General features: G+C 50.2%; 23 protein-coding genes. 18 read left to right on the top strand and 5 right to left on the bottom strand.

Annotated elements, in window-relative coordinates; translation table 11 throughout:
• Window positions 1-8 precede the first annotated feature (8 nt).
• The 3 genes from NYE69_RS30505 to NYE69_RS30495 all read right to left on the bottom strand — a co-directional run bounded on the left by NYE69_RS30505 (window position 9) and on the right by NYE69_RS30495 (window position 2,342).
• On the bottom strand, window positions 9-503 hold the full coding sequence (locus NYE69_RS30505; RefSeq protein WP_340929784.1) for a cation:proton antiporter regulatory subunit: 495 nt from the start codon (window positions 501-503) through the stop codon (window positions 9-11).
• 114 nt (window positions 504-617) lie between these two features.
• Window positions 618-977: a hypothetical protein gene (locus NYE69_RS30500; protein ID WP_328272553.1), complete on the bottom strand. Its 360-nt coding sequence runs from the start codon at window positions 975-977 to the stop codon at window positions 618-620.
• Between the two features lie 81 nt (window positions 978-1,058).
• Entirely contained in the window at window positions 1,059-2,342 is a 1,284-nt protein-coding gene (locus tag NYE69_RS30495; RefSeq protein WP_328272552.1) for an ArsB/NhaD family transporter, read from the bottom strand.
• 353 nt (window positions 2,343-2,695) lie between these two features.
• On the opposite strand from NYE69_RS30495, the gene NYE69_RS30490 reads away from it, so the two are divergent.
• The 11 genes from NYE69_RS30490 (at window position 2,696) to NYE69_RS30440 (ending at window position 13,676) form a co-directional block, all read left to right on the top strand.
• Complete coding sequence (locus NYE69_RS30490; protein WP_328272550.1) at window positions 2,696-3,013, top strand: hypothetical protein; 318 nt, start codon at window positions 2,696-2,698, stop codon at window positions 3,011-3,013.
• A gap of 64 nt (window positions 3,014-3,077) precedes the next feature.
• Window positions 3,078-3,752, top strand: a complete 675-nt coding sequence (locus tag NYE69_RS30485) for a PspA/IM30 family protein (protein WP_340929781.1) — start codon at window positions 3,078-3,080, stop codon at window positions 3,750-3,752.
• Window positions 3,753-3,756: 4 nt separating this feature from the next.
• The gene (locus tag NYE69_RS30480; RefSeq protein WP_328272548.1) at window positions 3,757-4,251 is read left to right on the top strand and encodes a PspC domain-containing protein; all 495 of its coding nucleotides are present in this window, start codon (window positions 3,757-3,759) and stop codon (window positions 4,249-4,251) included.
• A gap of 3 nt (window positions 4,252-4,254) precedes the next feature.
• Window positions 4,255-4,956, top strand: coding sequence for a PspA/IM30 family protein (locus NYE69_RS30475; protein WP_326045120.1), 702 nt, complete (start codon window positions 4,255-4,257; stop codon window positions 4,954-4,956).
• Window positions 4,957-5,067: 111 nt separating this feature from the next.
• Window positions 5,068-5,718 carry a cell wall-active antibiotics response protein LiaF gene (liaF, locus tag NYE69_RS30470; RefSeq protein ID WP_328272547.1) on the top strand — a complete coding sequence of 217 codons (651 nt, stop codon included), beginning with the start codon at window positions 5,068-5,070 and terminating at the stop codon, window positions 5,716-5,718.
• Window positions 5,719-5,737: 19 nt separating this feature from the next.
• Complete coding sequence (locus NYE69_RS30465) at window positions 5,738-6,811, top strand: sensor histidine kinase (protein ID WP_278739580.1); 1,074 nt, start codon at window positions 5,738-5,740, stop codon at window positions 6,809-6,811.
• Window positions 6,795-7,451 (top strand): response regulator transcription factor, encoded by a 657-nt coding sequence (locus NYE69_RS30460; RefSeq protein ID WP_036619793.1) that lies wholly within the window; start codon window positions 6,795-6,797, stop codon window positions 7,449-7,451. Before NYE69_RS30465 ends, NYE69_RS30460 begins: the two co-directional genes overlap by 17 nt.
• A gap of 553 nt (window positions 7,452-8,004) precedes the next feature.
• Window positions 8,005-9,051: a hypothetical protein gene (locus NYE69_RS30455; RefSeq protein ID WP_328269974.1), complete on the top strand. Its 1,047-nt coding sequence runs from the start codon at window positions 8,005-8,007 to the stop codon at window positions 9,049-9,051.
• 101 nt (window positions 9,052-9,152) lie between these two features.
• Window positions 9,153-9,959 carry a spermidine synthase gene (locus tag NYE69_RS30450; protein ID WP_340929775.1) on the top strand — a complete coding sequence of 269 codons (807 nt, stop codon included), beginning with the start codon at window positions 9,153-9,155 and terminating at the stop codon, window positions 9,957-9,959.
• A gap of 422 nt (window positions 9,960-10,381) precedes the next feature.
• Window positions 10,382-11,938, top strand: coding sequence for a glucose-6-phosphate dehydrogenase (gene zwf, locus NYE69_RS30445; protein WP_340929773.1), 1,557 nt, complete (start codon window positions 10,382-10,384; stop codon window positions 11,936-11,938).
• 154 nt (window positions 11,939-12,092) lie between these two features.
• Window positions 12,093-13,676: a peptide chain release factor 3 gene (locus tag NYE69_RS30440; RefSeq protein WP_036619796.1), complete on the top strand. Its 1,584-nt coding sequence runs from the start codon at window positions 12,093-12,095 to the stop codon at window positions 13,674-13,676.
• 87 nt (window positions 13,677-13,763) lie between these two features.
• On the opposite strand, the gene sspI is transcribed toward NYE69_RS30440, so the two are convergent.
• Window positions 13,764-14,000, bottom strand: a complete 237-nt coding sequence (sspI, locus tag NYE69_RS30435) for a small acid-soluble spore protein SspI (protein ID WP_036619797.1) — start codon at window positions 13,998-14,000, stop codon at window positions 13,764-13,766.
• A 128-nt stretch (window positions 14,001-14,128) separates the two neighbouring features.
• Here sspI and NYE69_RS30430 point away from each other — a divergent pair, with 128 nt between their 5' ends.
• Both NYE69_RS30430 and NYE69_RS30425 read left to right on the top strand, forming a co-directional pair.
• Window positions 14,129-14,803, top strand: a complete 675-nt coding sequence (locus NYE69_RS30430) for a potassium channel family protein (RefSeq protein WP_124333212.1) — start codon at window positions 14,129-14,131, stop codon at window positions 14,801-14,803.
• Between the two features lie 33 nt (window positions 14,804-14,836).
• Window positions 14,837-15,634 carry a TrmH family RNA methyltransferase gene (locus NYE69_RS30425; RefSeq protein WP_340929770.1) on the top strand — a complete coding sequence of 266 codons (798 nt, stop codon included), beginning with the start codon at window positions 14,837-14,839 and terminating at the stop codon, window positions 15,632-15,634.
• Between the two features lie 271 nt (window positions 15,635-15,905).
• On the opposite strand, the gene NYE69_RS30420 is transcribed toward NYE69_RS30425, so the two are convergent.
• Window positions 15,906-17,264, bottom strand: coding sequence for a helix-turn-helix domain-containing protein (locus NYE69_RS30420; protein ID WP_340929768.1), 1,359 nt, complete (start codon window positions 17,262-17,264; stop codon window positions 15,906-15,908).
• Between the two features lie 638 nt (window positions 17,265-17,902).
• Here NYE69_RS30420 and NYE69_RS30415 point away from each other — a divergent pair.
• From NYE69_RS30415 to NYE69_RS30395, 5 genes are all read left to right on the top strand, one after another.
• Window positions 17,903-18,388 (top strand): helix-turn-helix domain-containing protein, encoded by a 486-nt coding sequence (locus tag NYE69_RS30415; RefSeq protein WP_340929767.1) that lies wholly within the window; start codon window positions 17,903-17,905, stop codon window positions 18,386-18,388.
• Between the two features lie 24 nt (window positions 18,389-18,412).
• Window positions 18,413-19,708, top strand: coding sequence for a hypothetical protein (locus NYE69_RS30410; RefSeq protein WP_340929765.1), 1,296 nt, complete (start codon window positions 18,413-18,415; stop codon window positions 19,706-19,708).
• Between the two features lie 10 nt (window positions 19,709-19,718).
• Window positions 19,719-20,510 carry a hypothetical protein gene (locus NYE69_RS30405; RefSeq protein ID WP_340929764.1) on the top strand — a complete coding sequence of 264 codons (792 nt, stop codon included), beginning with the start codon at window positions 19,719-19,721 and terminating at the stop codon, window positions 20,508-20,510.
• Window positions 20,507-22,237, top strand: a complete 1,731-nt coding sequence (locus tag NYE69_RS30400; RefSeq protein WP_340929763.1) for a ferredoxin — start codon at window positions 20,507-20,509, stop codon at window positions 22,235-22,237. The genes NYE69_RS30405 and NYE69_RS30400 overlap by 4 nt, the downstream gene beginning before the upstream one ends.
• 234 nt (window positions 22,238-22,471) lie before the next feature.
• Window positions 22,472-24,691 (top strand): ATP-dependent helicase, encoded by a 2,220-nt coding sequence (locus NYE69_RS30395; RefSeq protein ID WP_340929762.1) that lies wholly within the window; start codon window positions 22,472-22,474, stop codon window positions 24,689-24,691.
• Window position 24,692 lies beyond the last annotated feature (1 nt).

Below are 24,692 nucleotides of genomic sequence, written 5' to 3'. Positions count from 1 at the left end.
CTAGCGTATCAACTGCCTCCACTCAATAGGATCTGTTTAATTTGCTGTTGGTGCAGCCGTTCGCCGAGAACGACAACCATCGCTTCCGCGGTCAGAAGCAAATCGGCGCCGGGGTTGACGTGTTTCGTATGGTTTTTCTCGATCACCGCGATAATGGTCGCCCCGGAGCGCTGCCGGATCCGCAGTTCGCCGATCGTTTTGCCGATCGCTTTATAGTGGGGTTCGAGTTTGTACCATTCAATGATGAGATCACCCAGGGCCACTTCGATATTTTCTAGTGCCGTCGGCTGATACGTTACCCCTCCGATGATGGATGACACGTATCTCGCTTCGTCGTCGTCGAGCGAAACCTTAGAGATGCTGGTATCGGGATCGTCATCGTCAAAATGATAAAGCTCGCGCCGGCCATCGTCGTGAATAATAATGGTCAGTTTTTCACCGCTACGGGTTTGGATCGCAAATTTTTTACCGATTCCCGGCAGAATGGTTTCTTTGAGATTCATTTGAGTCAAGCCTCCAGTTTTATGGTCGCTTTCTGATTTTGGGTATTGCAAAACAAGCCTGAAGCTGCGGGCCGTTTGGACCGGCTTAAGGACTTTGTAAAACCGAAAAAAATGTCAAGCCGTAAACATACTTGTGAATTTAATGGGCATTAGCAGCAGCCGTTTCAAAAACAGGCAAAACAACGGGCGGAATTGAACCCAGGCGGCGATCAATACCAGCACCACTTCGGCAGGCACTTTGAAGAAACCCTGCACGGTTCTGTCGATGAAAAGCTTGCCGTGAGGCGAGGAAGCGTTGAGACGCAAAGGTGTTTTGTGAGAATTGTGGTAATCCGTTTCAAACGCCTCCCTCTCCGTGGCCTCCGGAACGACCGGAGCCCAGGAGAAGGTAGGGAGGAATAAGGTCAACAACAACGAGAACAGCAGCAGCGGGGAAACCGCAAGTTTGCCCAGCCCATCGATCCGCGTTTTCATGATGCCCCCTCCTCTTCGTGTAAAATGGATTATTTTAAGGATAGCATATAAAGCGTATTTAATGAAAGGAAACAGCCCGTTTTAGATCAGGAAGTAACGGATCAGCACATATGCGGCGGAAAGCGCCACCGATAAAATCATAAGCGGAAAACCGTATTTCAAAAATTTCATAAACGTAATCGGTTCGCCCTCCTTGGCGGACATGCCGGCTGCGATCAGGTTCGCGCTGGCGCCGATCAGTGTGCCGTTGCCGCCCAGGCAGGCGCCCAGCGCCAAACTCCACCAGAGCGGCTCCAGGTTGGCGATGCCCATGCTCCCCATATCCTGAATCATCGGGATCATCGTGGCGACAAACGGGATGTTGTCGAGGAACGAGGAAGCGATGGCGCTAAGCCAGAGAATCAGCATGGACGTCAGCAGCGCATCTCCACCGGTCAGATGAATGGCCCATTCCGCCAGCCGCTTGATCGTGCCGGTATCGATCAGCCCTCCCACAAGCACGAACAGTCCGATAAAGAAAAAGATCGTCGGCCATTCGACAGTTTGAAACGCCCGTTCCATCACGTGCTCTCCGGTGATCAACAGCAGCAGGAACGCGCCGGCGAGGGCCACCGTGGCCGATTCCAGATGAAGCGTCTGATGCGTAAAGAACCCCAGCAGGGTGAACCCCAAGACGACAAGGCATTTGACGAGCAGCTTTTGATCCGTGATTAGGCCGTGCAGGCTGATGTTCATAATGCTCTGTTGATGTTCCGGCGCCGTTTGCAGGCTTTTGCGGAACATTAGGATGAAGATCGGCAGCGTCACGGCCATGATCAAAATCGCGATCGGGGTCAGGTTTTGCAGGAAAGCGGTGAAGGTCAGCTCTTTCACGGCGCTGCCGATCATAATGTTCGGCGGATCTCCGATCAGGGTGGCCGTGCCGCCGATATTCGAGGCGATGACCAGCGAAAACACATAAGGAAACGCCTTGACCTTCAACTGGCGGGTAATGCTGAAGGCGACCGGAACCATCAGAATGATGGTCGTCACGTTGTCCAGAAACGCGGAGCCGATCGCCGTGATCAAAGCGAGCAGCCACAGGATCGTAACCGGGTTTCCTTTGGCCTTGCGGGCCGTCCAGATCCCGATATATTTGAAAAGCCCCGTTTCCGCGGTCGTGTTCACGATGATCATCATGCCGATGAGCAGTCCCAGCGTGTTGAAGTCGATGTGATGAACCGCCGATTCCTGATCGACGATGCCAAGCGCGATCATCAGGACCGCACCGGCCATGGCCAGCAAGGTCCGATGGATTTTTTCCGAAATAATGAGTGCGTACGTCAGCAAAAAGATGCCGATCGCCCAGATGGCTTGTTGCTCCATAAAAACCCCTCCCAGACAGTTTGCCATGATCCGAGGTGCCCTTAGATTTCCATGCAGGGGCCGAATTATGCCTTACAGGTCCGAAAAAAGGCAAAAAGAGCCCGCAACGTGGCAGGCTCCTCCGATAACTGTCATTTTCTTTTGTATAGTTGTGCTTTTCCATTATATTATCTGCCTTTTGAATTGTAAAGACAAAACCGCCGCCGTTTGCCGGGCCGCTTTCTGCCCTATAGGCCGAAGCCTACCTCGACTTAGGTCCAGGATGAAAAACCGTCCCCGGTCCGTTTTGAAAAACCCCGGTTCCTCCTAGAATAGAGACATAAGGTTGATCAAATGAGAGGCGGTGATAATCAATGAGAACAAATCGACCGAACGGTTTCGCACTTTTACTGATTGCCCTGGGGGTTCTGATCTTGCTTGGGAAGCTTCCGCAAATTTTCGGATTCCTGACTCCCGTTCTGGGCAGCCTTTTAGGGCTTGTGATCGCGGCGCTGATGGTAGGGCTTGGGATTTACGGCATCCGCCAAGGGAATGCGTTTTTCGGATGGATCGTACTGATCATCGGCGTCATTTCCCTGATCTCCAAGCTGGCTTGGTTGATCGTCCCGGTGCTCGGCATCGGATTAATCGTATACGGCATTTCCTCCCTGCGGGGAAGAAGGGGTTACTGATACAGGGAATAAGCATTGTCACTTGAAAAACGGATGAACCGAAAGGTTAGGAGGGAAGGCAAGCATGAGTGTATTTCGTCGGGTACGGGATATCACGGTAGCCACATTAAACGAAAAATTGGAGCAATCTCAAGATCCGGTGCGGTTGATCGACCAGTTTCTGATTGAAACCCGCCAGGAAATCGCCGAGGCGGAGAAGCTGCATTATCAATACTCCGGACACGCCAAACAGCTCAAGCAGCAGGTGGATCAGGCGAAGGTGATGCGTGACAAGCGCGAGGAACAGGCGCTGCTCGCCCTTAAAGCAGGGGAGGAGCACCTGGCCAAGCTGGCGCTTCAGGAGAAGCTGCTGTATGAGGAAAAGATCGAACAGTATTCCGAATTGTACTCGCAAAGCCTGGAGTCATTGCAGGAGCTGGAAAGTCAGCTGCATGAGCTGAAAACCGAATATCAGGTTGTTTACAGCAAACGCCAGTATTATTTTGCCAGAATGGAGACGCTCCGTTTGCAGCAGCGGATGAACCAGCGGATGAGCGGGTACGGCGCGGCGGATGTGCCGAAAATGTTCAACCGTTTGGAGGACCGGGTTTCCGATATGGAATGGGAGGCCCGCAGCCTTCGCGAGTTGCGCAAAGCCGGCGAGGATTTTGCCAATCAGGCCGGGTCCATGATTCAGTCGACTCTGGAACAGGAGCTCTCCCGATTGAAGCAGAAGCTGAATAAGCCAAAAGGAGAGTAAGGCTATGAACAAATTGTACCGTTCCAGAAGAGACCGTTGGATCAGCGGTTTGCTCGGCGGACTCGGCGAGTATTTGGGCGTCAGTTCCTGGGTGCTTCGTCTGCTGATGCTGATCAGTATTCCGATTACGGGCGGAACGACGGTATTCATCTATTTTATCGCGGCCCTGGTCGTTTCCAAAGAGCCTTATGCACCGTACGATCCGTATTATAACGGCGGATGGCCGGGCGGAGGGTTCGGACCGTCTTACGGCCCCAGACGTCCCGATGATTTTAGAGATCCGCGTTTCCATGACCGTCCTCCCTATGGCGGAGGAAACGGAGGCGCCTACGGCAACCGGCCGCCGCAGTACGGTTCGGGAGCGCCGGGGGCGGGCTTTTCGGCCGGCGGGGCGTCCAACCTGGATTCGATGATGGAAGATATCGAGAAGAAAGCGATGCAAAAAGAACTGGAAGAGCTGCGCAAAAAGCTCTCCAACTACGAGAAGGGAGAAGTGTAAAACATGGGAGTATTTAAAAGAATTAAAGATATCACGAAAGCGTCGGTTAACGATTTGCTCGATAAGGTAGAAGATCCGATTGTGATGCTCAACCAATACTTGCGCGATATGGAGGCGGAAATCCGCGACGCCGAGGTGACGGTGGCGAAGCAGATGGCCAACGAGCGCAGAATGAAACAGCGTTTGGATGAGGCCGCCCGCATTTCCGCCCAGCGCGAAGCGCAGGCTGAACTGGCTCTCCGCAACGGCCAGGAGGAAGTGGCCCGCAAAATGCTGGAGGAGAAAATCCATTACGATCAAAAGCAGACCGAATTCGCCGAGCTGCACGCTCAGGCTGAAGCGCATGCCGCTGAACTGAAACAGCAACTGCACGATATGAAGGATGAATTCTACAAGCTGCGCAACAAACGCAACGAGCTGGTCAGCCGCGCGCAAATGGCCAAGGCTAGAAAGCAGATGTCGCAAATCAGCACCCTGCATTCGATCGAAAGCGGCAATGCCTCGCTTGGCTTCCACCGTATGGAGGAGAAGATCATGCAGATGGAAGCGGAGGCCGAAGTAGCCGGCGTCGCCTACCGGGGAACAACGCCTTCTACGTACATCAACCCGGCTGATGCCGAAAAACAGCTGAAGGTCGATGCCCAGCTTGATGCGCTGAAAGCCAAATTGAATGGCCTCGCAAAACCGGAGGAAAATAAGGAATAAGCTACACGTCGTTTGGGACTTGTGGTATGCTAAGTCATGGTAAAGCCATACGGCACGGATTCATGCCGTCATGGCTTTTCCGATTCTTTGAACCTGCGAAGGAGGTGCGGCATGGAAAAGCGGAAAAGGTTCTTGGCCATCGGACTTATTGGACTTGGGGTTCTGCTGATATTTGGAAAGTGGCTGAGTTTTTTTACCATCGCCGCCCTCTTCTTTTTGGTTTTTGGGATTTATTCAGTGCGCCGTGGTGAACGAGTGAAGACGGGGTATATATTCCTAGCGATCGGCGGCGGCATCATCCTGCTGGACAATTTTATGCTGGTTCTGGCGATCCTGATGATATCGCTCGGCTTCTATTATGCCAAAGTCCGCAAAACCCAGCCCCAGGGCAATTACGTGCAAAAACAAAACATTACGTCCAGCGTTCATTGGGACCGCGATCCTTGGAGTTTGCGGAACACCAGCATGTGGCATGTGCTCGGGGAGCTGGATATCGACTTGTCGCTCGCCATCGTGGAGGGGCAAAGCAATATTTTGATGTTCCAGGGGATCGTCGGCGACGTTGACCTGGTGGTGCCGGAAGATTACGGCGTCGAAATCGAAGCGTTTGTCCTGTTCGGACAAATCGACTTTGGTCCGGACAAAGAGACGGGGATGTTGAATCGGCTGTACTGGAAGTCGCCGAATTACGACGCCCGCGAACAAAAAGTGAAAATTATGATTTCCTACCTTGTAGGAGATGTTGATATACGGTTAACTTGAGACAGGAGGATCGCCCCGCATGAGAAAAAGAAAACCGAGCAATATGGTGTCCCGCGGCATGCGCGGAGGAATTCTCCTGTCCGTTATTATTGTGGCAGCCACTTTTTACGTGCTGTATACATACGGATATTTCAGGCCGCAGGCGTCCTGGCCGACGGGAATCCGGGCGGGCCTCACGCTGTTCTCGCTGCTGGTCGTGATCGGTGCCGCCTATGGCTTCTTTCAGGGGTACCGGCCGAAGCGGAAGATCGATGAGCTGCGCGACGCGCTGCTGCAATGGGAAAAGGGCAGCCAGGTCGGCATGGTTCCCCGGCTGGGCGAGGATGAAATAGGCAGGCTGGGGGAACAGCTGGAGCGTATCGGCAAACGTTGGGAAGAGCAGGTCTCTTCCCTGCAGCGGTTGTCGACGCATAACGCCCAGCTCGCCGAGCAGGCGCGGGTGTCGGCGATCGTCGAGGAGCGGCAGCGGCTGGCGCGGGAGCTGCATGACGCGGTGTCCCAGCAGCTGTTCGCCATATCGATGACCGCCACGGCCGTGAGCCGGACGCTGGAGAAGGATTTCGACAAGGCGCAGCGCCAGGTGGAGCTGATCGAGGAGATGGCCTCCGTGGCCCAGTCCGAGATGCGCGCGCTGCTGCTGCATCTGCGCCCGGTTTATTTGGAGGGCAAGGAGTTGTCCCAAGGTTTACGCGACCTTGTGCGGGAGCTGAAAACAAAGGTGCCGATGGATCTGACGCTGGAAATGGACGAAGACCTGAACCTGGGGAAAGGGATCGAAAACCACTTGTTCCGGATCATCCAGGAGGCCATGTCCAATACGCTCCGCCATGCCAAAGCGGATAAGATGGAGATTCGGATCCACCGGCGGGGCGAGGCGGTCAAGGTGACTTTGCGGGACAACGGGGTCGGTTTCCAAATGGACGACAAAAAGCAGGCTTCGTACGGTTTGTCGACGATGCAGGAGCGCGTGCACGAGGTCGGCGGCTCGATTCAGTTCATCACCGCGCCCGGCAAGGGAACGCGGATTGAGATCACGATACCTTTAATCCATGAAGAAAGCGGGGGGACGGACAGCGATGGAGCTGGACAATGAACAGGAAATCAAAGTGCTGCTGGTCGACGATCACGAGATGGTGAGAATCGGCCTGGCGGCTGTGCTGGGAACCGAAGAAGGGATTGAGGTCGTCGGAGAGGCGAGCAGCGGGGAAGAAGGCATCCGGCTGGCGCAGGAATACAAACCCGACGTCGTGCTGATGGATTTGGTCATGGAAGGGATGGACGGCATCGAGGCGACCCGGGAGCTGCTGAAAATGCACCCGGAATGCAAGGTGATCGTGCTGACCAGCTACCTTGACGACGAGAAGATGTATCCGGTGATCGAGGCGGGCGCGTTCAGCTATCTGCTTAAAACGTCGCGCGCGTCCGAAATCGCCGAAGCGATCCGCGCCGCGGCCCGCGGCCAATCCGTGCTCGAATCGCAGGTGGCCTCGAAAATGATGAACCGGTTCCGCCAGCCCAAGGTGGAGGCGCCGGCCCACGAGGAGCTGACCGAGCGGGAGATGGACGTGCTGCGTCTGCTGGCCCAGGGCAAATCCAACCAGGATATCGCCGACGAGCTGATCATCGGCGTCAAAACGGTGAAATTCCACGTGACAAACATATTGGCGAAGCTGGGGGTCGAGGACCGCACCCAAGCGGCCATTTACGCATACAAAAACGGCTTGGCGGAGTAATGGACTTCGCCGGGCCGTTTTTGCGGTTTGCCGGGGATCGATCTAGCCGATGAGGGAACACAATGCTGCAATACGCCATGTTATTACAGTTCGTAATACTGCAAACTGTAATACTGCAATATGCAATGGTGTACCATGGATGTTGTATCCACGGATGTTGAACCATGGATTCCCGGAAATTTAACGGTTGCAGCAGCGGCTATTTTCCGAAAAAAGACCTTTTCTAATTTCTAACGGTTGTAAGCGTCGTTATTTGCTTGAATCTAAGCCAAAATAGCCGGATTTCAGTGAAATAAGCGCTATGGCAACCGTTACAATTTGCAATCAACGTTTTTGGCACAAATAACGCTTGTGGCAACCGTTAGAATATTGGTGTGGCTAGAAAATGTATCTTGTCAGATTTAATGTAACGCTTGTGGGGAAATAAGCAAATAGCGCCATCTGGGTCCGCTAGAAAATAGAGGACAGGAATGGCAGGATAAACGGCTGAGGGCTGGCGAATCTGTATATTACTAGAAATGTATGTGGCCATTCGATGGCTAGGGAGGCGAAAATGATGCAGAACCGCAAGTTGTGGAGCTATAGCCTGGTCGTTATCGTTTGCGCGCTGCTGCTGCTTGGACTGCAGCGGTTTAAAAACGAACAATCCGATCTGGCCGGGGGAGGTGATCCGGTGTCTGCCGGCGATTCGCTGCAAGCTGCAGGCGGGCAATTGGAGAAGCTGCTTGCGATCGGGACGGCGTTGACGCCGGACCCTTACCTGGTAACGGTCAAGTGGCAGGGAAAGTGGAAAACGCAGCTTGCGGAGGAGGAAGCGGCCGGCGCGCTGGCCACTCGGCTGGGTCTGTCCGAACCTCAGGCGGAAAATGTTCAGGGTCACACCGTATACAAAGCGAACGGTTCCAGCGAAGGCGTTCGCCTGACGCTGGATGTTACGGCGCAGAGCGAGGGGCAGTATTACGTCGTGCTGCGGCTTGAAGGCGCCGGCGGCACGGCGGGGAGCGCGGAGCGTATGCTGGACGTTCAGCAGCTTGCCGGCGAATCCCTGGCCGATGAAGGCGTGCAGATCGCTTGGAACGCGGCCGTTCAGGGCATCGGCCTGGCAAGGGCGGGTGCGAGTACAGGGACGGAAAGCAAACCGGCAGAAAGGGAGCAGTCAGAGAGCGAACCGAGCGAACCGAGCGAGTCGAAGCTGGGTACGGCAAGCGAGTCCCCGCCGGAGGTAATGGGCGATTTGCCGTCGGGCGCAATGGGCAATTCCCCGCCGGGCGTAACGGGCAATTCCTCGTCGGGAGTAACGAGTGATTCGCCGCGGGATGCGCCAAGCGAACCTGCACCTGCACCGGCGGGGCGAACCGTTTCCGCAGTGCTTGCGGGATTGGAACAGCGGATCGAGGATGAGTTGGGCCAGAAGCTGGAACGCGTGGAAGGCTTTGAAGACGAGCTGACGGCAAGCCAATCTTACGCTGTGCCGGGGTTTCCGATTACGGCGCAAAGCGGCAAACGTCAGGTTGCGCTGCAGTTGGCCGTCCACCGCAATGCGGACACGGGCATGGACGAGATTGCGGTCGGGTCGCCGTTGTTGACGGTGGAGTATTAACGCCCGTAGCCTGTATTGGTGATGGGGTATAGAACAACTAAGTTGGCTGGAGTCCGTCAATAAGGCGGATTCTTTTTCGAATGTAGAGGGGCAAAGGAAGCATGAAAGAACTAAGCGGCAAGCATACAGCCAACTCGAAACTGGTTCAGCGGGAAAGTGAAGCTAGTCATTTCCCGGCCGACATTCCGGGCGATATTTCAGTTTATGAAACGGCGGAGCTGTACGGTGAGCGGGGGCGCTTTCGGGTGCTGCAGTTTGGTGACGGGGCTGTACAGGGAGCGATGGATATAAAGCGGCCGGAACGGATCATACTAGAATATCCGCGGGCGATGCTTCATTTGCTGGAGCATAATGTGCCGGATTGCGACAAAGTGTTTATGATCGGCCTCGGAGCGGGGACATTGGCGGCGCATTTTGAGGCAGCGGGCAAGCAGGTGCTCGTCGCGGAAATCGATGAGCGCGTTGTCGCTATCAGCCGCAGCCATTTTGGATATGCCGGGAGTTCCGTGCGGATCGGCGATGGGCGGCGGATTTTGGAGGAGCAGCAGGCCGCCGGTTTTGACGGAATGATTATTGACGCTTTTACGGAAAAAGGGACGCCGCGGCATCTTATTTCCTCGCCGTTTTTCAGGCTGTTGGCGGAGAAGCTTCGCCCCGAGGGAATCGTCCTGCTTAACGTGTTTGGCAGAGGGAAACGCGATGAACTAACGGCGGCGATCGCGGCGACGCTGCGGGAACATTTTGCTTATGTCCGAGTTTTTTCTCTGCCGGCGGAGCATACTCATGATAAGCGGAACATGGTCATTGCGGCCAGCCGCCAGCCGATAGGTTATGACCGCCGCCATCTGGCCGGGTTTGATGAGATCGAGCTTCAAGAAGGCTATATCATCAGAGATCGAAGCTGGTAGTCGGTTATGTTATCGAACAGGGTAGCTACATGAAAATTATATAAGTTGAACTAAAGAAAAGAGCAAGTTAGGCAAAAGTGTGAAATGATTCTGAAGAAACGGCAGTGGTCGCCTTTGTGAACGGATTTCTACATCATTCGAATTTAGTGGATTAAAGAAATCCGCGGGCAACAGCGATCGTAAGAACATTTCACACGGCTGCCCTATGCGCGTTCGATCAATAGTTCAACTTATATAGATGAAAATTAGATGAAGTTTTCTGAAAACTTAACAATTTTTGAAGCTTTTTGAGATTAAGGTGATGGCAACATTTTGCCGAATGTGCTAAAATAGCATCACATCTCGTGATGCCTTGTAAAGAGATATCCTTGATTGGGAATTGAATAAAAATACACTATATTACATAGAAAGAATGAGGAGCCATGGCTGAAAATCAACATCAACAATCACCTCAGGCACCTGGGGCGGTATTTTTTATTTTCGGAGCAACCGGCGACTTGGCACGCCGCAAGCTATTCCCCGCGATTTATTCGCTGTATCGTGAAGGCCGGCTGGCCGAGGATTTTGCCGTCATCGGTGTTGCCCGGCGTCCGCGTTCGCCGGAGGAGTTCCGCGAAGACTTGCACGCTTCGATTCAAGAGTTCTGCCGTTATAAAATCGAAGACACTGAGCAGTGGGCGCGGTTTGCCGATCATTTTGCATATAAATCGCTGGACATCAACAATGTGGACGGCTACCACGAGCTGCGCGAACTGACGGAATCGATGGAATCCCGATTTGGCATTCCCGGCAACCGCCTGTTCTATCTGGCGCTGGCTCCGGAACTGTTTGGCAGCGTGTCGTTAAACCTGAAGAAAGGCGGCATGCTGGACACCCAAGGCTGGTATCGCCTCGTCATCGAGAAGCCGTTCGGTTACGACTTGGAGTCGGCCCATAAGTTGAACGAAGAGTTGAACCAAGTGTTTAAGGAAGAGGAAATTTACCGGATCGACCACTACCTGGGCAAAGAGATGGTACAAAATATCGAAGTGATCCGCTTCGCTAACGCCTTTTTCGAGCCGCTGTGGAACAATAAGCATATCGCCAACGTCCAGATTACGCTGAGCGAAACGGTCGGCGTTGAAGAGCGCGGCGGTTATTACGACCATGCGGGCGCGCTGCGCGATATGGGACAAAACCATATGCTGCAAATGCTCACCATGATCGCCATGGAGCCGCCGAGCCGGCTTTACGCGGAGGATATCCGCGACGAGAAAGTGAAGGTGCTGCGTTCCCTGCGTCCATACGAAACGGCAGAGGAAGTCAAAGCGCACGTTGTGCGCGGCCAATACACCGCAGGGGAAGCGGGCGGCAAGAAATTGCCGGGGTATCGCGAGGAAGATAAAGTTGATCCGAACTCCAACACGGAAACGTATTTTGCGGCGAAAGTATTTGTCGACAACTTCCGTTGGGCCGGCGTTCCGTTCTATATCCGGACCGGTAAGCGGCTGCCCGTCAAAACGACGGAGGTGGTCGTTGAGTTCAAGCAGATGCCGACAAACGTGTATCTCGGCCAGAAGCATTCGCTGGAGCCGAACCTGCTCGTTATCCGCGTCAATCCGATGGAAGGCATCTACATCAAAATCAACGCCAAAAAGCCGGGTTCGGAATCGCAAATCGAACCGCTGGCGATGGAATTTTGCCAAAGCTGCCTGGTCGGCATCAACTCGCCGGAGGCTTATGAGCGCTTGCTGCACGATGCGGCGCAAGGCGATTCCACATACTTCACCCGTTGGGACGAAGTCGCCGCCGCTTGGGCGTTCATCGACCATATCGCCGCAGCCTGGGCGCAAAACCCTGCCGACGTCAGCCCTTATCCCGCCGGTTCCTGGGGACCGAAGGAAGCGGAAGAGCTGTTGGCTAAAGACGGCTTCCACTGGTGGCCGGTCAACGGTCAAGAGGAAGACAACGTCGTTTGGATCGCTCCCGATCAGAAGTAACCCTTTTGTAACGGCGGCGCATGTTTGCGGAATATGATATATTAACCTAAAACACCTTTATGTCCCTTGATGGGGTAAAGGTGTTTTTGCGTAAACAAGGAACAAAATATGTTACAATAAAAAACGTGAATTTGTGGACGAGAGGAATGTGAGCATGAGCAAAGCATTGGAACAAGTGCTGCAGCAGGAGGTCGACAAACGGCGCACGTTTGCGATCATCTCCCACCCGGACGCCGGGAAAACAACCTTAACGGAAAAACTGCTGCTGTTCGGCGGCGCGATTCGCCTTGCCGGTTCGGTCAAAGCGCGCAAAGCGAGCAAACACGCCACCAGCGACTGGATGGAAATCGAAAAGCAGCGGGGGATTTCCGTAACTTCCTCCGTCATGCAGTTTGATTATAACGGGCACCGGGTCAACATTTTGGATACGCCGGGCCACCAGGACTTCAGTGAAGACACGTACCGCACGCTGACCGCGGCGGACAGCGCCGTGATGCTGATCGACGTCGCCAAAGGCGTCGAGGCGCAGACGATCAAGCTGTTCCAGGTATGCGCCAAGCGGGGAATTCCGATTTTTACGTTTATCAACAAGCTCGACCGCGAAGGGCGGAATCCGTTTGAATTGATGGAAGAGATCGAGCAGGTGCTGGGTATCCGCTCCGTACCGATGAACTGGCCGATCGGGATGGGCCGGGAGCTGTCCGGGGTATACGACCGGATGAAAAACCAGGTGGAGCTGTTCCAGGGGGACGATCATTCCACCATTCAGGTGAAAAAAGTCGAGGACTACCGCGACCCGGTCATTCGTGAAATGGCTGGCGAATACCTCCATGAACAGCTGTGCCAGGACCTGGAGCTGCTGGACGTGGCGGGTGATCCGTTTGATCTGGAGAAGGTGAGACGGGGCGAATTGACCCCGGTATTTTTCGGCAGCGCGGTCAACAACTTCGGGGTGCAGACATTTCTGGAAAACTTCCTGCAGCTGGCGCCAAAGCCGGAGCCGCGCCGCAGCACGGCGGGGCTGGTCGAACCGACGAACGAGAAGTTCAGCGGATATGTTTTCAAAATCCAGGCGAACATGAACCCGGCGCACCGCGACCGGATCGCCTTCCTGCGCATCGTGTCGGGCAAATTTGAACGCGGGATGTCTGTGAAGCATGTACGGGCGGGCAAGGAGATCAAGCTGTCCCAGCCGCAGCAGTTTTTGGCGCAAGACCGGGACATTGTTACGGAAGCGTACCCGGGGGACATTATCGGGTTGTTTGACCCGGGCATTTTCCGGATCGGCGATTCACTCAGCCAAGGCAGCGAAATTGTGTTTGACGAGCTGCCGACGTTTTCGCCGGAAATTTTCGCGAAGGTCACGGTCAAAAATGCGCTCAAGCACAAGCAATATCAGAAAGGCATCGATCAGTTGACCGAAGAAGGCACGATTCAGGTATTTACGACGGTTGGCTTTGAGGATACGCTGCTTGGCGTGGTCGGCCAGCTGCAGTTCGAGGTGTTCGAATACCGGATGAAAGGGGAATACGGCGTCGACGTGATGCTGCAGCGGATGCCGTTCCAGTTCGCGCGCTGGATCGTGGCGGACAAAATCGATCCGTCCAAATTCCGCATCAACTCGACGCTGGTCAAGGACAAAAAGGGCAATTACGTCGCCTTGTTCGAAAACGAATATGCGATGCGGACGGCGATGGAGAAAAATCCGGATGCGCAGTTTCTTGAGACAGCGCCTTAATCCGTCCCGGACATTTACTGCAAACAAGCCTTCTTTCGGCCGGCATGGGCCAGAAGAAGGCTTGTTTGCTTCACCCCGCGGGCCTCGTTATCTCAAAGGCTTCAGATTCAAGGCGTCGACCTGTTGCTTTAGAACGGAAACGAGCTCGTTTTGCTTGGCGTCGTCGAGGTTTTTCCAGATCAATTCAAACACGACTCCCAAACCCGGCAGGGCCGCCTCCTGAACGTCGATCGAGCCCTCGATCATGTCCCGCAGCGCCGCCTCGTCCTTGCCGTTGATTTTGTGCATGATCGCTTCGCGCAAAGTGAGCGTAATGGCCGGCATAGCGATTCCTCCTTTATCGATGGTACCTGTCCAATGCTTAATGTGTCCTGTAAACCGGGGGAAAATTCAAGTTTGCCGGGGATTGTGGTATACTTAATCGAATGAAAAAATGCCCGGGTGGTGAAAATATGGCGCATGCGAACAAAAAACAATTTGCCGTGATCGGGATGGGCCGGTTCGGTTTAAGCGTAGCCACTGCGCTCAGCAATATGGGATTGGATGTGTTGGCAATTGATGCGGACGAGCACCGGACGCAATTGGTAGCCAATTTGGTCACGCACGCCGTTTCCGCGGATTCGACCGATGAAGAAGCGCTGCGGGCGCTAGGTATTCGCAATTTCGACGTCGTCGTGGTCGCGATCGGCGAAGACATACAAGCGAGCATTTTAACGACGCTGATTTTGAAGGACTTAGGCAGCCCGCTCATCGTGGTGAAAGCCCAAAACGAGCTGCACGGCAAAGTGTTGCAGAAGATCGGCGCGGATAAGGTGATTTATCCGGAGCGGGATATGGGCTTAAGGGTTGCCCATCATTTAACGTCACCGAATGTGCTGGATTATATCGAGCTGTCGGACGAGTACAGTATCGTGGAGATGCGCGTCTCTGCGGAGATGGTCGGCAAAAACCTGATTGAGCTCGATATTCGCGCCCGTTTCGGCTGCAACGTGATGGCGATCAAGCGGGGCGCCCGGATGAACATTTCTCCTTCGGCCGCGGAGCGGCTGACGGCCGACGATGTCCTGGTCATCGTCGGCGAGAAGAACGACCTGACCAAACTGGAACTGGCTTACGCGGAAGCTTAGCATGAACCTTTAGTATAAGGATGGCCTGATATTATGGAGATACTGTCTCCGCAGAATCCCCGCGTTAAGGAATGGGCGGGGCTGCTTGAGAAGAAAAACCGGGACAAGCAACATAAATATTTGATTGAAGGCGTTCATTTGGTGCAGGAGGCGCTTCTGGCAGGGGCCGAAATGGAATGCGTCTGCTACGATATCGACGGCGGCATTCCGGCGGACCTGCAGGCGGCGGCGTCCGCGCGCCTTGATGTGCAGTGGATCGGCGTGTCCTCCGCCGTGATCGGCAAATGCAGCGATACGAAGACGCCACAGCCGGTGTTCGCGGTCGTCCGCAAGGACCGCGGGGCGCTTGCTCCGCTCCTGGACAAGGAGCGGAGTTTGGTGGTGGTGCTGGACGGCGTGCAGGATCCCGGCAACGTCGGCACGATCATCCGCAGCGCCGACGCGGTCGGTGCGGACGGGGTGATCGTCGGCGCAGGCTGCGCCGACATTTACGGGCCCAAGGTGCTGCGCGCCACGATGGGCTCGATCTTTCACTTTCCGGTGGTGAGCGGCAAGCTGGAGGAGGTGCTGCCGCAGGCGAAGCGGCGCGGCATCCGGCTGGCCGGGACGAGCCTGCAGGCGGCGGCGAACTGCTACGCCTACGACTTCACCGGCCCGGTCTGGCTGCTGTTCGGCAGCGAAGGCGGGGGCCTTAGCGCTGAAGTCCGCGAACTGATGGACGACGGCCTGCTCATCCCGATGCGCGGCCGCGCGGAATCGCTGAACGTGGCGATGGCCGCATCCGTGCTGCTGCACGAGGCGATGCGGCAGCGGTATTTTTCGCAGCAATAATTCTCGTCCACAACCCTAAATAAGTGTTCAGGGATAAGCATAAAGCAAATAAAAAAGACGCTTACCTGGGCAAGTTCCCCAGCACAAGCGTCTCTTTTTATTGCAATTCAGTTATGCTGATACGGTGGCGCTTACTTTCAGGAAGCTCTTCCCCGTTAGAATTCAGTGTCCTACACCATGATGAATAGTAGTAATATCAAGCTTGGTCAGGTTTCCGATAGGAGTAAGAATTGTAACAACCGGGGGACTGCGAATATAAAATCACAGAACGCTACCAATAAAACCAGTTTCTTTTTAATTGTTTATACCGAATTTTTGCATCTTCATTTGCGTGATTTTGATATTGTTCAAACAGTCCTACACATTTAAGCATATCCTGTCCGCTGTGAATTTCAATAGCGTATGCTAAACAATCTAAGACGTAACTTAGCCCTCGATCATAGTCATTTTTCTTCAAATAATAGTATCCCAAACCCGATAACAAGCCTACAAATCGATCATCAGTATAATGCAAGCTCATTTTCCCGAGACGACATTGTTGTTCTTGATGCTTTAAAAAGGACTCATATTGTTCAAGTATAGAATCAATGTTAATATTGAACTTGTTAGCTGCAATCACGATTTCACATAAGGCTATAAATACTTCATTTTCTCTAGTTGAAATATAATTCAAGTATTCCGGCAGAACCTCGACCTTGCCGGACAATAATTGATAAGTGTAACGGTTGCCTTCAGCCCATTCCTGAAACTGGTGGATTACAGCCTTTTCTTCTTCATTCGGCTTCTTAACCCAGCTACAATCCGTATACAAAGAAACATAGTGCAATGCATCCTCATATCTGCCATATTCAAAATGGGTTACACCTAATATTAAATAAGCATACAGAATATAACCAATAATCGGCTTTTTGGTTTCTGGCGATTTCTTACTACCGTTCAGATCATAGTGAACCGTTGCCCTGATTTTTAATTTTTCCGCCAGTCCCGCTGTCTTATCCCAACGGCGAAATGAAGCAAACACATTGATTAATTCATTAAGCGCATCCAGTTGATACTGCTCTTCCAGCCGATCAACAAAATATTCAAAATGTGAGGCCAGTAATAAATTCTTATTTTGGTCTTTAGACAACTTTAAAGTAAATAATCGGTATTGGCAAAGTGCCAACCGCTCGGAATGCTGTTTCTGTTCACTTTCCGCAATCGATTCGTAAAGCAAGGCGGCCGCGTCCCGCTTCCCTTCTCGAAAAAACTGCTCAGCCAGATTAAACAACTGTGGAATGTAAGAAAGATTATCCAACATCAACCTAACCACTTGCTCGATACAATCGAGTTTGTTTAAACCGGCACAACGTTTTAGAAAAGGACCAAGCCTGCGCCAATCCGGGCTGGCCTGAAAAAAGCATTCATCGATGTATAACTCGTAAAAATACCCTTCGGGAAGTCCCATTCCTGCCGTGATCCGATCAAGCTGCCGCATGGCAATGGGCCGATGACCGTTGATAATGCCGCTTAACGTTCCGCAATTGATCTGCGTAAGTTCGGAAAATTGATTTAACGTAAAATTATTACCTCTCAAAAATTCTTCCAGCCGGCCACGGATAGTTTCCCTCTCTTTTTCCAACGTCTTCAATTGGACACCTCCTTTACTCATTTATGGAATATAAAACCATATATTAACTAAACGACGGTCAATAGAAAAAGAGGAAAAATGTGTAACAAATATCGAATAGGTTAAAAAATCTCTTTCCAGAATAATGATCACTTTAAACATTGAGGGCACTCCGACTTTGGGTGCCCTCTCTTGCTTAATTACTGCTAAAGTGATCTACAATTTGATAGTAAAGTCCTTCGATTCTTGCTTTCTCCGATTTAGGTAAACCAAGCGTCCGACTCTTTGTGCTGCACATCCAGCACGAGCAATGGATCTTGGCCTTCGACAGCCTGCCATATTGGTTGTTTTGTATACGCCACTGAAAGTGTTCGATTAGTTTTCTCTTACGATTAATAACTCTTGATGGTGTGGTTCTGTGTTGGGGACATCGTTTCACTCCTTGATTGAATTGTTAACACCTATTCCAGTTGTAATAATAGACGCTAGTTTTAAGATTTCATTTTTTGCTTATGATTGGGTTCATCCTGCTAATCCTTAATATTCTTTATTGCATTTGTTACTACTTTATTGCCATTTGATACTACATTTATGTTGAAACTAAATCCAAATAATGTTATCGTAATTCCATGAAACCATTATGTTAAGAGTGATGCGGATTGTTAAATCATTATAGCGTGAAAGAGGCAGCCTCCATTTTATCGTTGAATGAGGAAACGGTTCGACGATGGATTAGAGATGGCAAGCTGAAAGCGGAAGAAATCGGCGGCAGGGTAGGTTATAGAATTGCAGAAGATGAGTTGAAGAGATTTATTTTAGCGGAAAAAGGTGTAAATTCATTTACGGAAGAAGTAATCGCCAAATTAGGTGCACCAGACAATTTATTTAATAGTATGTTTGGCGGGTGCCATTATTTTCAGTCCATATTAAAACAGAAGCTGCGGAAAAATGATGATACAACTGTACAAACCGAAAACCGGTCCGAAAGTCAGTTGGAAATTATCAAAGAGGAGTTGGAACTGCAAACAAAGGCGACCTTTATTAAAAGTGAAATTGCCAAGTTACAGTTCCAATTAGAGCAGATTGAGCATGAAATTTTAGCGCTGAAGAAGCTTCAAGCATTAAATAAAGAGCAAAATAATTAAATCTCATACCGGGGGGGAAAGCGTATGCGCAAATTTAATTCCGAGAAATTAGGAGTAACCAAGGAGTATAAGAGGCAGCTTTACGTTGACTCGGCTAAGATGAATCGTTTTAAGCAGAGTCAATTTAACGGAAAAAAAACGCTCAAGGATCATTATACGGGCAATACTTTACACATCGATTCGGGCGCTGCTAAAAATAAACACGGTTTAAAAGCATATACCAGGCATACCGCCGACACCGATCATATAGTTCCAGTAGAGACTCTACATAGCCAATTAAAAAACAATCCTTATCTATCGGATAACGATGTCAAGGCAATTGCCAATATGAAGCAAAACCTTCGTGTGACGAGCGGAAAGTACAATAGAAGCAAGTCGGCGAAAAGTAATATCGAAGTGGCTTTAAACGGCAAAAGTGATATTAATTTAATGGGGAGAACAAAGGTTGTAGCGGACGATATTAAAGCGAGGACGGTCACGGGGGCGCTTACTTCCGCTTTAACAGTTAAAAATGTAAATACATTGTTTGCGGAAGGGATAAAGGGTTCATTGGAAGCTTCGGCAATTCCTTTAGCCATTATGGGGGTGCAAAACCTTGTACTGGTGGCAAAAGGCGAAAAAAAACTTGAAGACGCGATAAAGGATGTGGGAAAAGGGACTGCCTTAAGTGCCGCTACGGGCGGATTTATAAATGTTGCTTCCACCGGACTTTCGGCCTTAAGCAACAGTTCCGCCAAATGGTTGCAAACCATAGGGAGATCCAATGTCGCAGCGCAAACCGTTGCCGTGTCTATTCTCGTCAAAGATTCCTTAGTGAGCTATATCCATGGTGAGATCGATGGCAGGCAGTTTATGGAGCAGATTGGTGAGAAAGGCGTGAGCATGGTGGCCGGGGTTCAAGGAGCTATCATCGGGCAGATGCTAATCCCTGTCCCCTATGTGGGCGCTTTTGTCGGCTCGATGGTCGTTTCCGCAGTTTGTGTTGAAGTCTATAAATACGCGATTAAACTTAAAAAGGCGTATAAACCGCTCAAAAATTTAGAAGCGAAAATAGAAGCCCTCGCCATATCGGCCTTAGATGAGATGGAGGTGCAAAGGAATCATTTAAAGGATTGTATTGGACAGGAGTATGACAGGTGGGAAGATGAATTTAATTCAGCCTTTGATGCAATGATTTCTGCGGCATTAAATGATGATGTGAATGAGGTTACAAACTCATTTGATCAAATTTTATCCATATTCGGTGAAAACGTTGCATTCAAATCGTTTGAAGAATTCGAACAATTTTTCATGGATGAAAATGCCGTTTTGAAATTGTAGGGGGATGACCATGATTAGGTTCGTTAAAAACATGATGGAAGCGGATAAACTTAATGTTCTTGCCGAAAAGCGAAACGGGCAGGCCTTTGAAAAGCTTGCGGCGGCAGAAATGAAGATTGCTGGGCAGTACTCAAAAACATTAATGGCGTTGGAAAAGTTATCAAATCGAAAAAAGGGGATTCTGAGGACCTCAATCTATGATTTTATTGAAGTATACGAAAAAATCATGCGGATTGACTTTGTTGAGAGTGACGGAATCAAGCAATTGGATCTGAAAACCGTTGTTCCCGAAAATTTTAAGGCTAATGGTTTGGATCTTTATCTAGAGAATAAAGAACTGAGTACAGAGCAAATATTAAGCGCCTTTATCGTTAAAGGAGGAGTTTCCGGGGTCATTGCAAAAGAAGCGGAACTAAACGCGAGGCTCGCTTCGATAAGAAACAGCACGGCCGATGTTGTTTTATCGCAAGCGGATACGATTTGTGTCGCATTGGAAGGAATCGAAACCAGAGCGCATAAGATCTCGGATTTATTAGCCAAATTGAATATTTTGTTTAGAAAAACAACTGACACGACTTCAGCAATCATCAGTGAAAAGGGCATAAGCAGATTAAATTATACCAAACTAGATAAAGAGAAACTAATGACCTGCATAAATGCGGCTTCCACAATAAAGAAAATTCTAGATACGCCATTAATTGATACTAAGGGGAGAATTACCGAGGAGTCCATTGAGGCTATTCGGGTTGGCAATGATCACTTGGAGCAATTATCTATGAATATAGGGGAAAATAACATATGAAAAGAATTGTTGTATCCGAACATTGTGCGGCATGCGGATCTTGCACATTAGAAAGCGATTTATTAATCGAGCTGCCCGACGGCAAAGCGGCACCTGCCGGGACCGGGCTGATCTCCAACGATCAATACGCTTCGTTTATTAGGATTATGGAAAATTGTCCCGTTAAGGCCATTTCGGTTGTTGACGAAGAAATAACTCAGCTGCGCGGAACCGCGAGTATTGGAGAATTAAAGAATCTGATCGACCAAAAACTTAAGGGATTTGAAGTTGAATTACCCAGCTTTGATGATTTTGATTTTGTGGCAAAGGACTATTCTGTTCCATTAACAGTAGTAAGCAGTCATGTCTCTGATTATGAATATTCTACCTACGACAAAGCCAATAGCGAAGGATTTAAGGAATTTGAAAGAACTGCATACTCCCAGCGGAAAACGATGGTACAGGCGTTGTTGATCAGCTATAAAACCAAACAATTATCGAAGTTTACATATTATAGAAACGAAGGTGGAAACTATTATTACGAAATATGCAAAGAGTTGTCGGGGATTTTAAATGAGATCGAAGTGTTAGCCAAGGCGCTTACTCATGGAAAGATTAATCTGCCCGATGATTTTGCGGTGTTCGAGGCAGGTCCCGATTATGGTTACGACGGAGATCTTTATTGTTATAAATTAAGGAATATCGTGCAGCTTCCAGATTGGGAAAATGACTTTGAATCCGTTTCATATTATGAGACCTATATTGATTGTGAAGAATCAGATGGTAACTATAGATATAACCTTTACAAAGCTGAAGAAAAGTTTAAGGAACATGTGGCCTTCGAATTGTCCTTAAAAATCGGCAAATCCATGTATGAATGGATCGGTCAAGCGATAAAGCCATTTCAAGAAACGGTCAGGAAGCGAATCAACGATAAGGTCATTATTATTAAAACAGCACTAAAAGCTTGTAAAGTAAGCGATATGGATTCTGATGCAGACCCGTCGAGCGCCATTAAAAACGAGTTAATGGAATTAGTTGAAAAGATACAGGATGTGCGGCTTACTCAGGAATCAATATTTAAAAGTATTGATACCGATTATAATTCGGATTATCGGTTCAGCTCGGAAAGCGAGGCCAGAGAAGCGGCAAGGAACAGACTACTGAGATATTATGATAGCTGCAAAGATTACCTTTCTGCAGGTCATCTTCCCAATATTAGCGAAGATCTAAGCAAGAAGTATCAGTCTCAGATTGAAGCGATTTTTAGCGCATTTAAAACAAATGTGCAAGCCGTATTTGATAAGTATGAAGTGAACTACCCTCCTGTTTCGATCCAAGCCCGCTCGGACAAGCAAACGATTACAGTTCATCTGGCTTCATTTGAAGACTGTTCTTCAAATATGGGTTGGGAATTAAGAGATTTTATCGATGAAAAAATAATCGGATTCTCCGGTAAGGTCAAACATTACGATTATTTTAAATATGATGCAAGCGAAATTGATATTTTCAGTACCTCCGAATGGAAAAAAGGTTTTTTTGGAAACGTTGAAAAAAAGAAGTATAATTACTTGCTAAGCTTCGGATCGATAATGAACGGTTTTAATCGAGCTTGCGAAGCCTGCTGTGAATATACTTTTAATGACGGCTTTCTGCAGGCTTATTTAAATATACTCGTTGAAAACTTTATTGCGGAATTTAATAAAGAAGTAATTTCAAAGATTGCTTGGGTTGAAAAAACAAGATAAAAGATTATAGGGAACGGCTCTAAATAAGTGTAAAAAAATCCAAAAGACTGGATAAGGTTCGACATTCCATTCGATCCTTACCCCAGTCTTTTTTCATCCGTTAAGTAGCGAAATACAGGGGATATGGTCAAGTTGAATCTACCGCTCAACTGTTATTTGCCAAGATAGGTTGCGATATAATAGAAGTATATAAGTATACTATGCGCACGGTGAAATGAAAGGGAAGTAGAGGTAATGAGCAATCCGGAAGCTTTTTTTATACGAAAAAAACAAGAATTGGGCGTTGAACTTAATGAGGTACAGAAGCAAGCGGTGCTCCATACGGAAGGGCCGTTGCTTCTGCTCGCTTCGCCCGGGTCGGGCAAAACTACGACGATGATTATGCGGATAGGTTATCTTATCGAGGAGAAAAACGTGGATCCCCGCCGCATCAAGGCGGTTACTTTCAGCCGGGCGTCGGCGAACGATATGAAGGAGCGGTTTAAGCGCTTTTTTCCCCAGCTTCCGGCGGTTGATTTTTCGACGATCCACAGCTTTGCCTATGAGGTGATGCGGGAATATTTTCGGAAGACGAATAGGGCTTTTCGCATCATTGAGGGCAATTGGGATACGGAGGAGGAAGGAAAGTATGATCCGCATCGTCCGCCGCTGCACAAAAAAGTCATTTTGCGGAATTTGTTCGAATCCATCGTTGGCGAGAAGATGACCGACGATCAGATGGAGGAACTGACCACCTACATCAGCTACATCAAAAACAAAATGATTCCTGCGGACGAATGGTCTTCGGTGCGGGTGGATGTCCCCGAGGCGGAACGGATTTTGCGTGAATACGAGAGTTTGAAAAGGACGGGGTATGACGGGCTGCTGGTGGATTTTGACGATATGCTTGTGCTGGGAAACGAGGCTTTGCGGGAGGATACGGAGCTGCTGCGGCGGTATCAGGAACGTTTTCGGTATGTGTTAACGGACGAAAGCCAGGACACTTCCCAGGTACAACATGCCATTATCGAAAAATTAGTCCGGGAACACGGCAATTTATGCGTGGTCGCCGACGACGACCAGTCCATTTACAGCTGGCGCGGCGCGGAACCGGCCTATCTGCTGAACTTCAAGCAGGTATACCCGGATGCCGTCACTTTGTTCATGGAGCAAAATTACCGTTCCTCGCAGGACATTGTTGCCGTTGCAAATCAGTTTATCAAGCGGAACAAAAACCGCTACGACAAAAATATGTTCACGAGAAACCCGCCGGACAAGCCGATCAAGATCAGAAGTTTTTCGGATTACCGGGATCAATCGAAATATCTCGTGCGGGAAATCCAAAGATGCGAAAATCTCTCCGAAGTTGCCGTGCTTTACCGCAACAACTCGTCGTCCATCGCCTTGATGAATCAGTTTGACCGGGCGGGCATTCCTTTTTATATGAAGGATGCGGATCAGCGTTTTTTCTCGCATTGGGTCGTCGAGGATGTTTTAAATTTTATGCGGATGACGTTTACCGATAAACGGGCGGACATTCTGGAGAAGATTCACCTGAAATTGAACGGGTATATCAGCAAGCAGCAGATGGCCGCGTTAAAGCGGATCGACAATAATGAGTCGGTTTTCGACAATTTGCTGCGGCATGTCCCATTGCAGGATTATCAAGTAAAGCCGTTGCTGGAGAGCAAGGAAACTTTTCAGCAGATGAGAGGGATGCCGCCGCGGCCGGCCATTCGCGTCATTCGGGGTCGTTTGGGTTATGAAAAAGCGCTGGAAAAGCTCTGTCAGCGGCTTGGATTTCGCAAGGAATATTTGATCGGCATCCTGAATACGCTGGAAGACATTGCCGACGGGCTGGACACGATGGAGGCGTTCGCCGACCGGCTGAAGCATCTGGAGTCCGTACTAAAGCATGCCAAGTTTAGAAAAGACCAGAACGCCGTGACCTTTTCAACGTTTCATAGCGCCAAGGGACTTGAGTTTGAACGGGTGTATATGATTGACCTCGTGGAAGGCATCATTCCATCTTCCGATGATCTTGGCGCGGATGACATGATGGAAGAAGCCGTCCGCTTGTTCTATGTCGGCATGACCCGGGCGAAAAAACATCTTGAGCTGGCCGCGTATCGTAAGAGAGACGGTGAGGAAGCCGTGAAGTCGCGGTTTGTAACGGCCGTCAGGGACATCATGAATCCGCAAAAAGAAGAAAAAGCGGGGGACCACCGAAGTAAAGATAGCCGTGAAAAAGTTACAGGGAACAACTCTAAGGCAGGGGTTCCGTTCAATCCCAACGCGTTTCGCAACAAGGCGGATTTGACTCCGGAGATGTCCGTTCGCCACAGGGTATTCGGGTCAGGGACGATCATCAAGATCGATGAGGATCAAGACCGGATTCACATTCGTTTCGCTTCGCGGGAAAAAGAATTGTCCATAGCCACTTGTCTGGAAATGGGGCTGCTGGAGCCGGTATGAT

The organism is Paenibacillus sp. FSL R5-0527 (assembly GCF_038008055.1).
Lineage (GTDB): Bacteria > Bacillota > Bacilli > Paenibacillales > Paenibacillaceae > Fontibacillus > Fontibacillus macerans.
The sequence above is the reverse complement of the archived record's forward strand: the minus strand, read 5'-3'. Positions and strand labels throughout refer to the sequence as shown.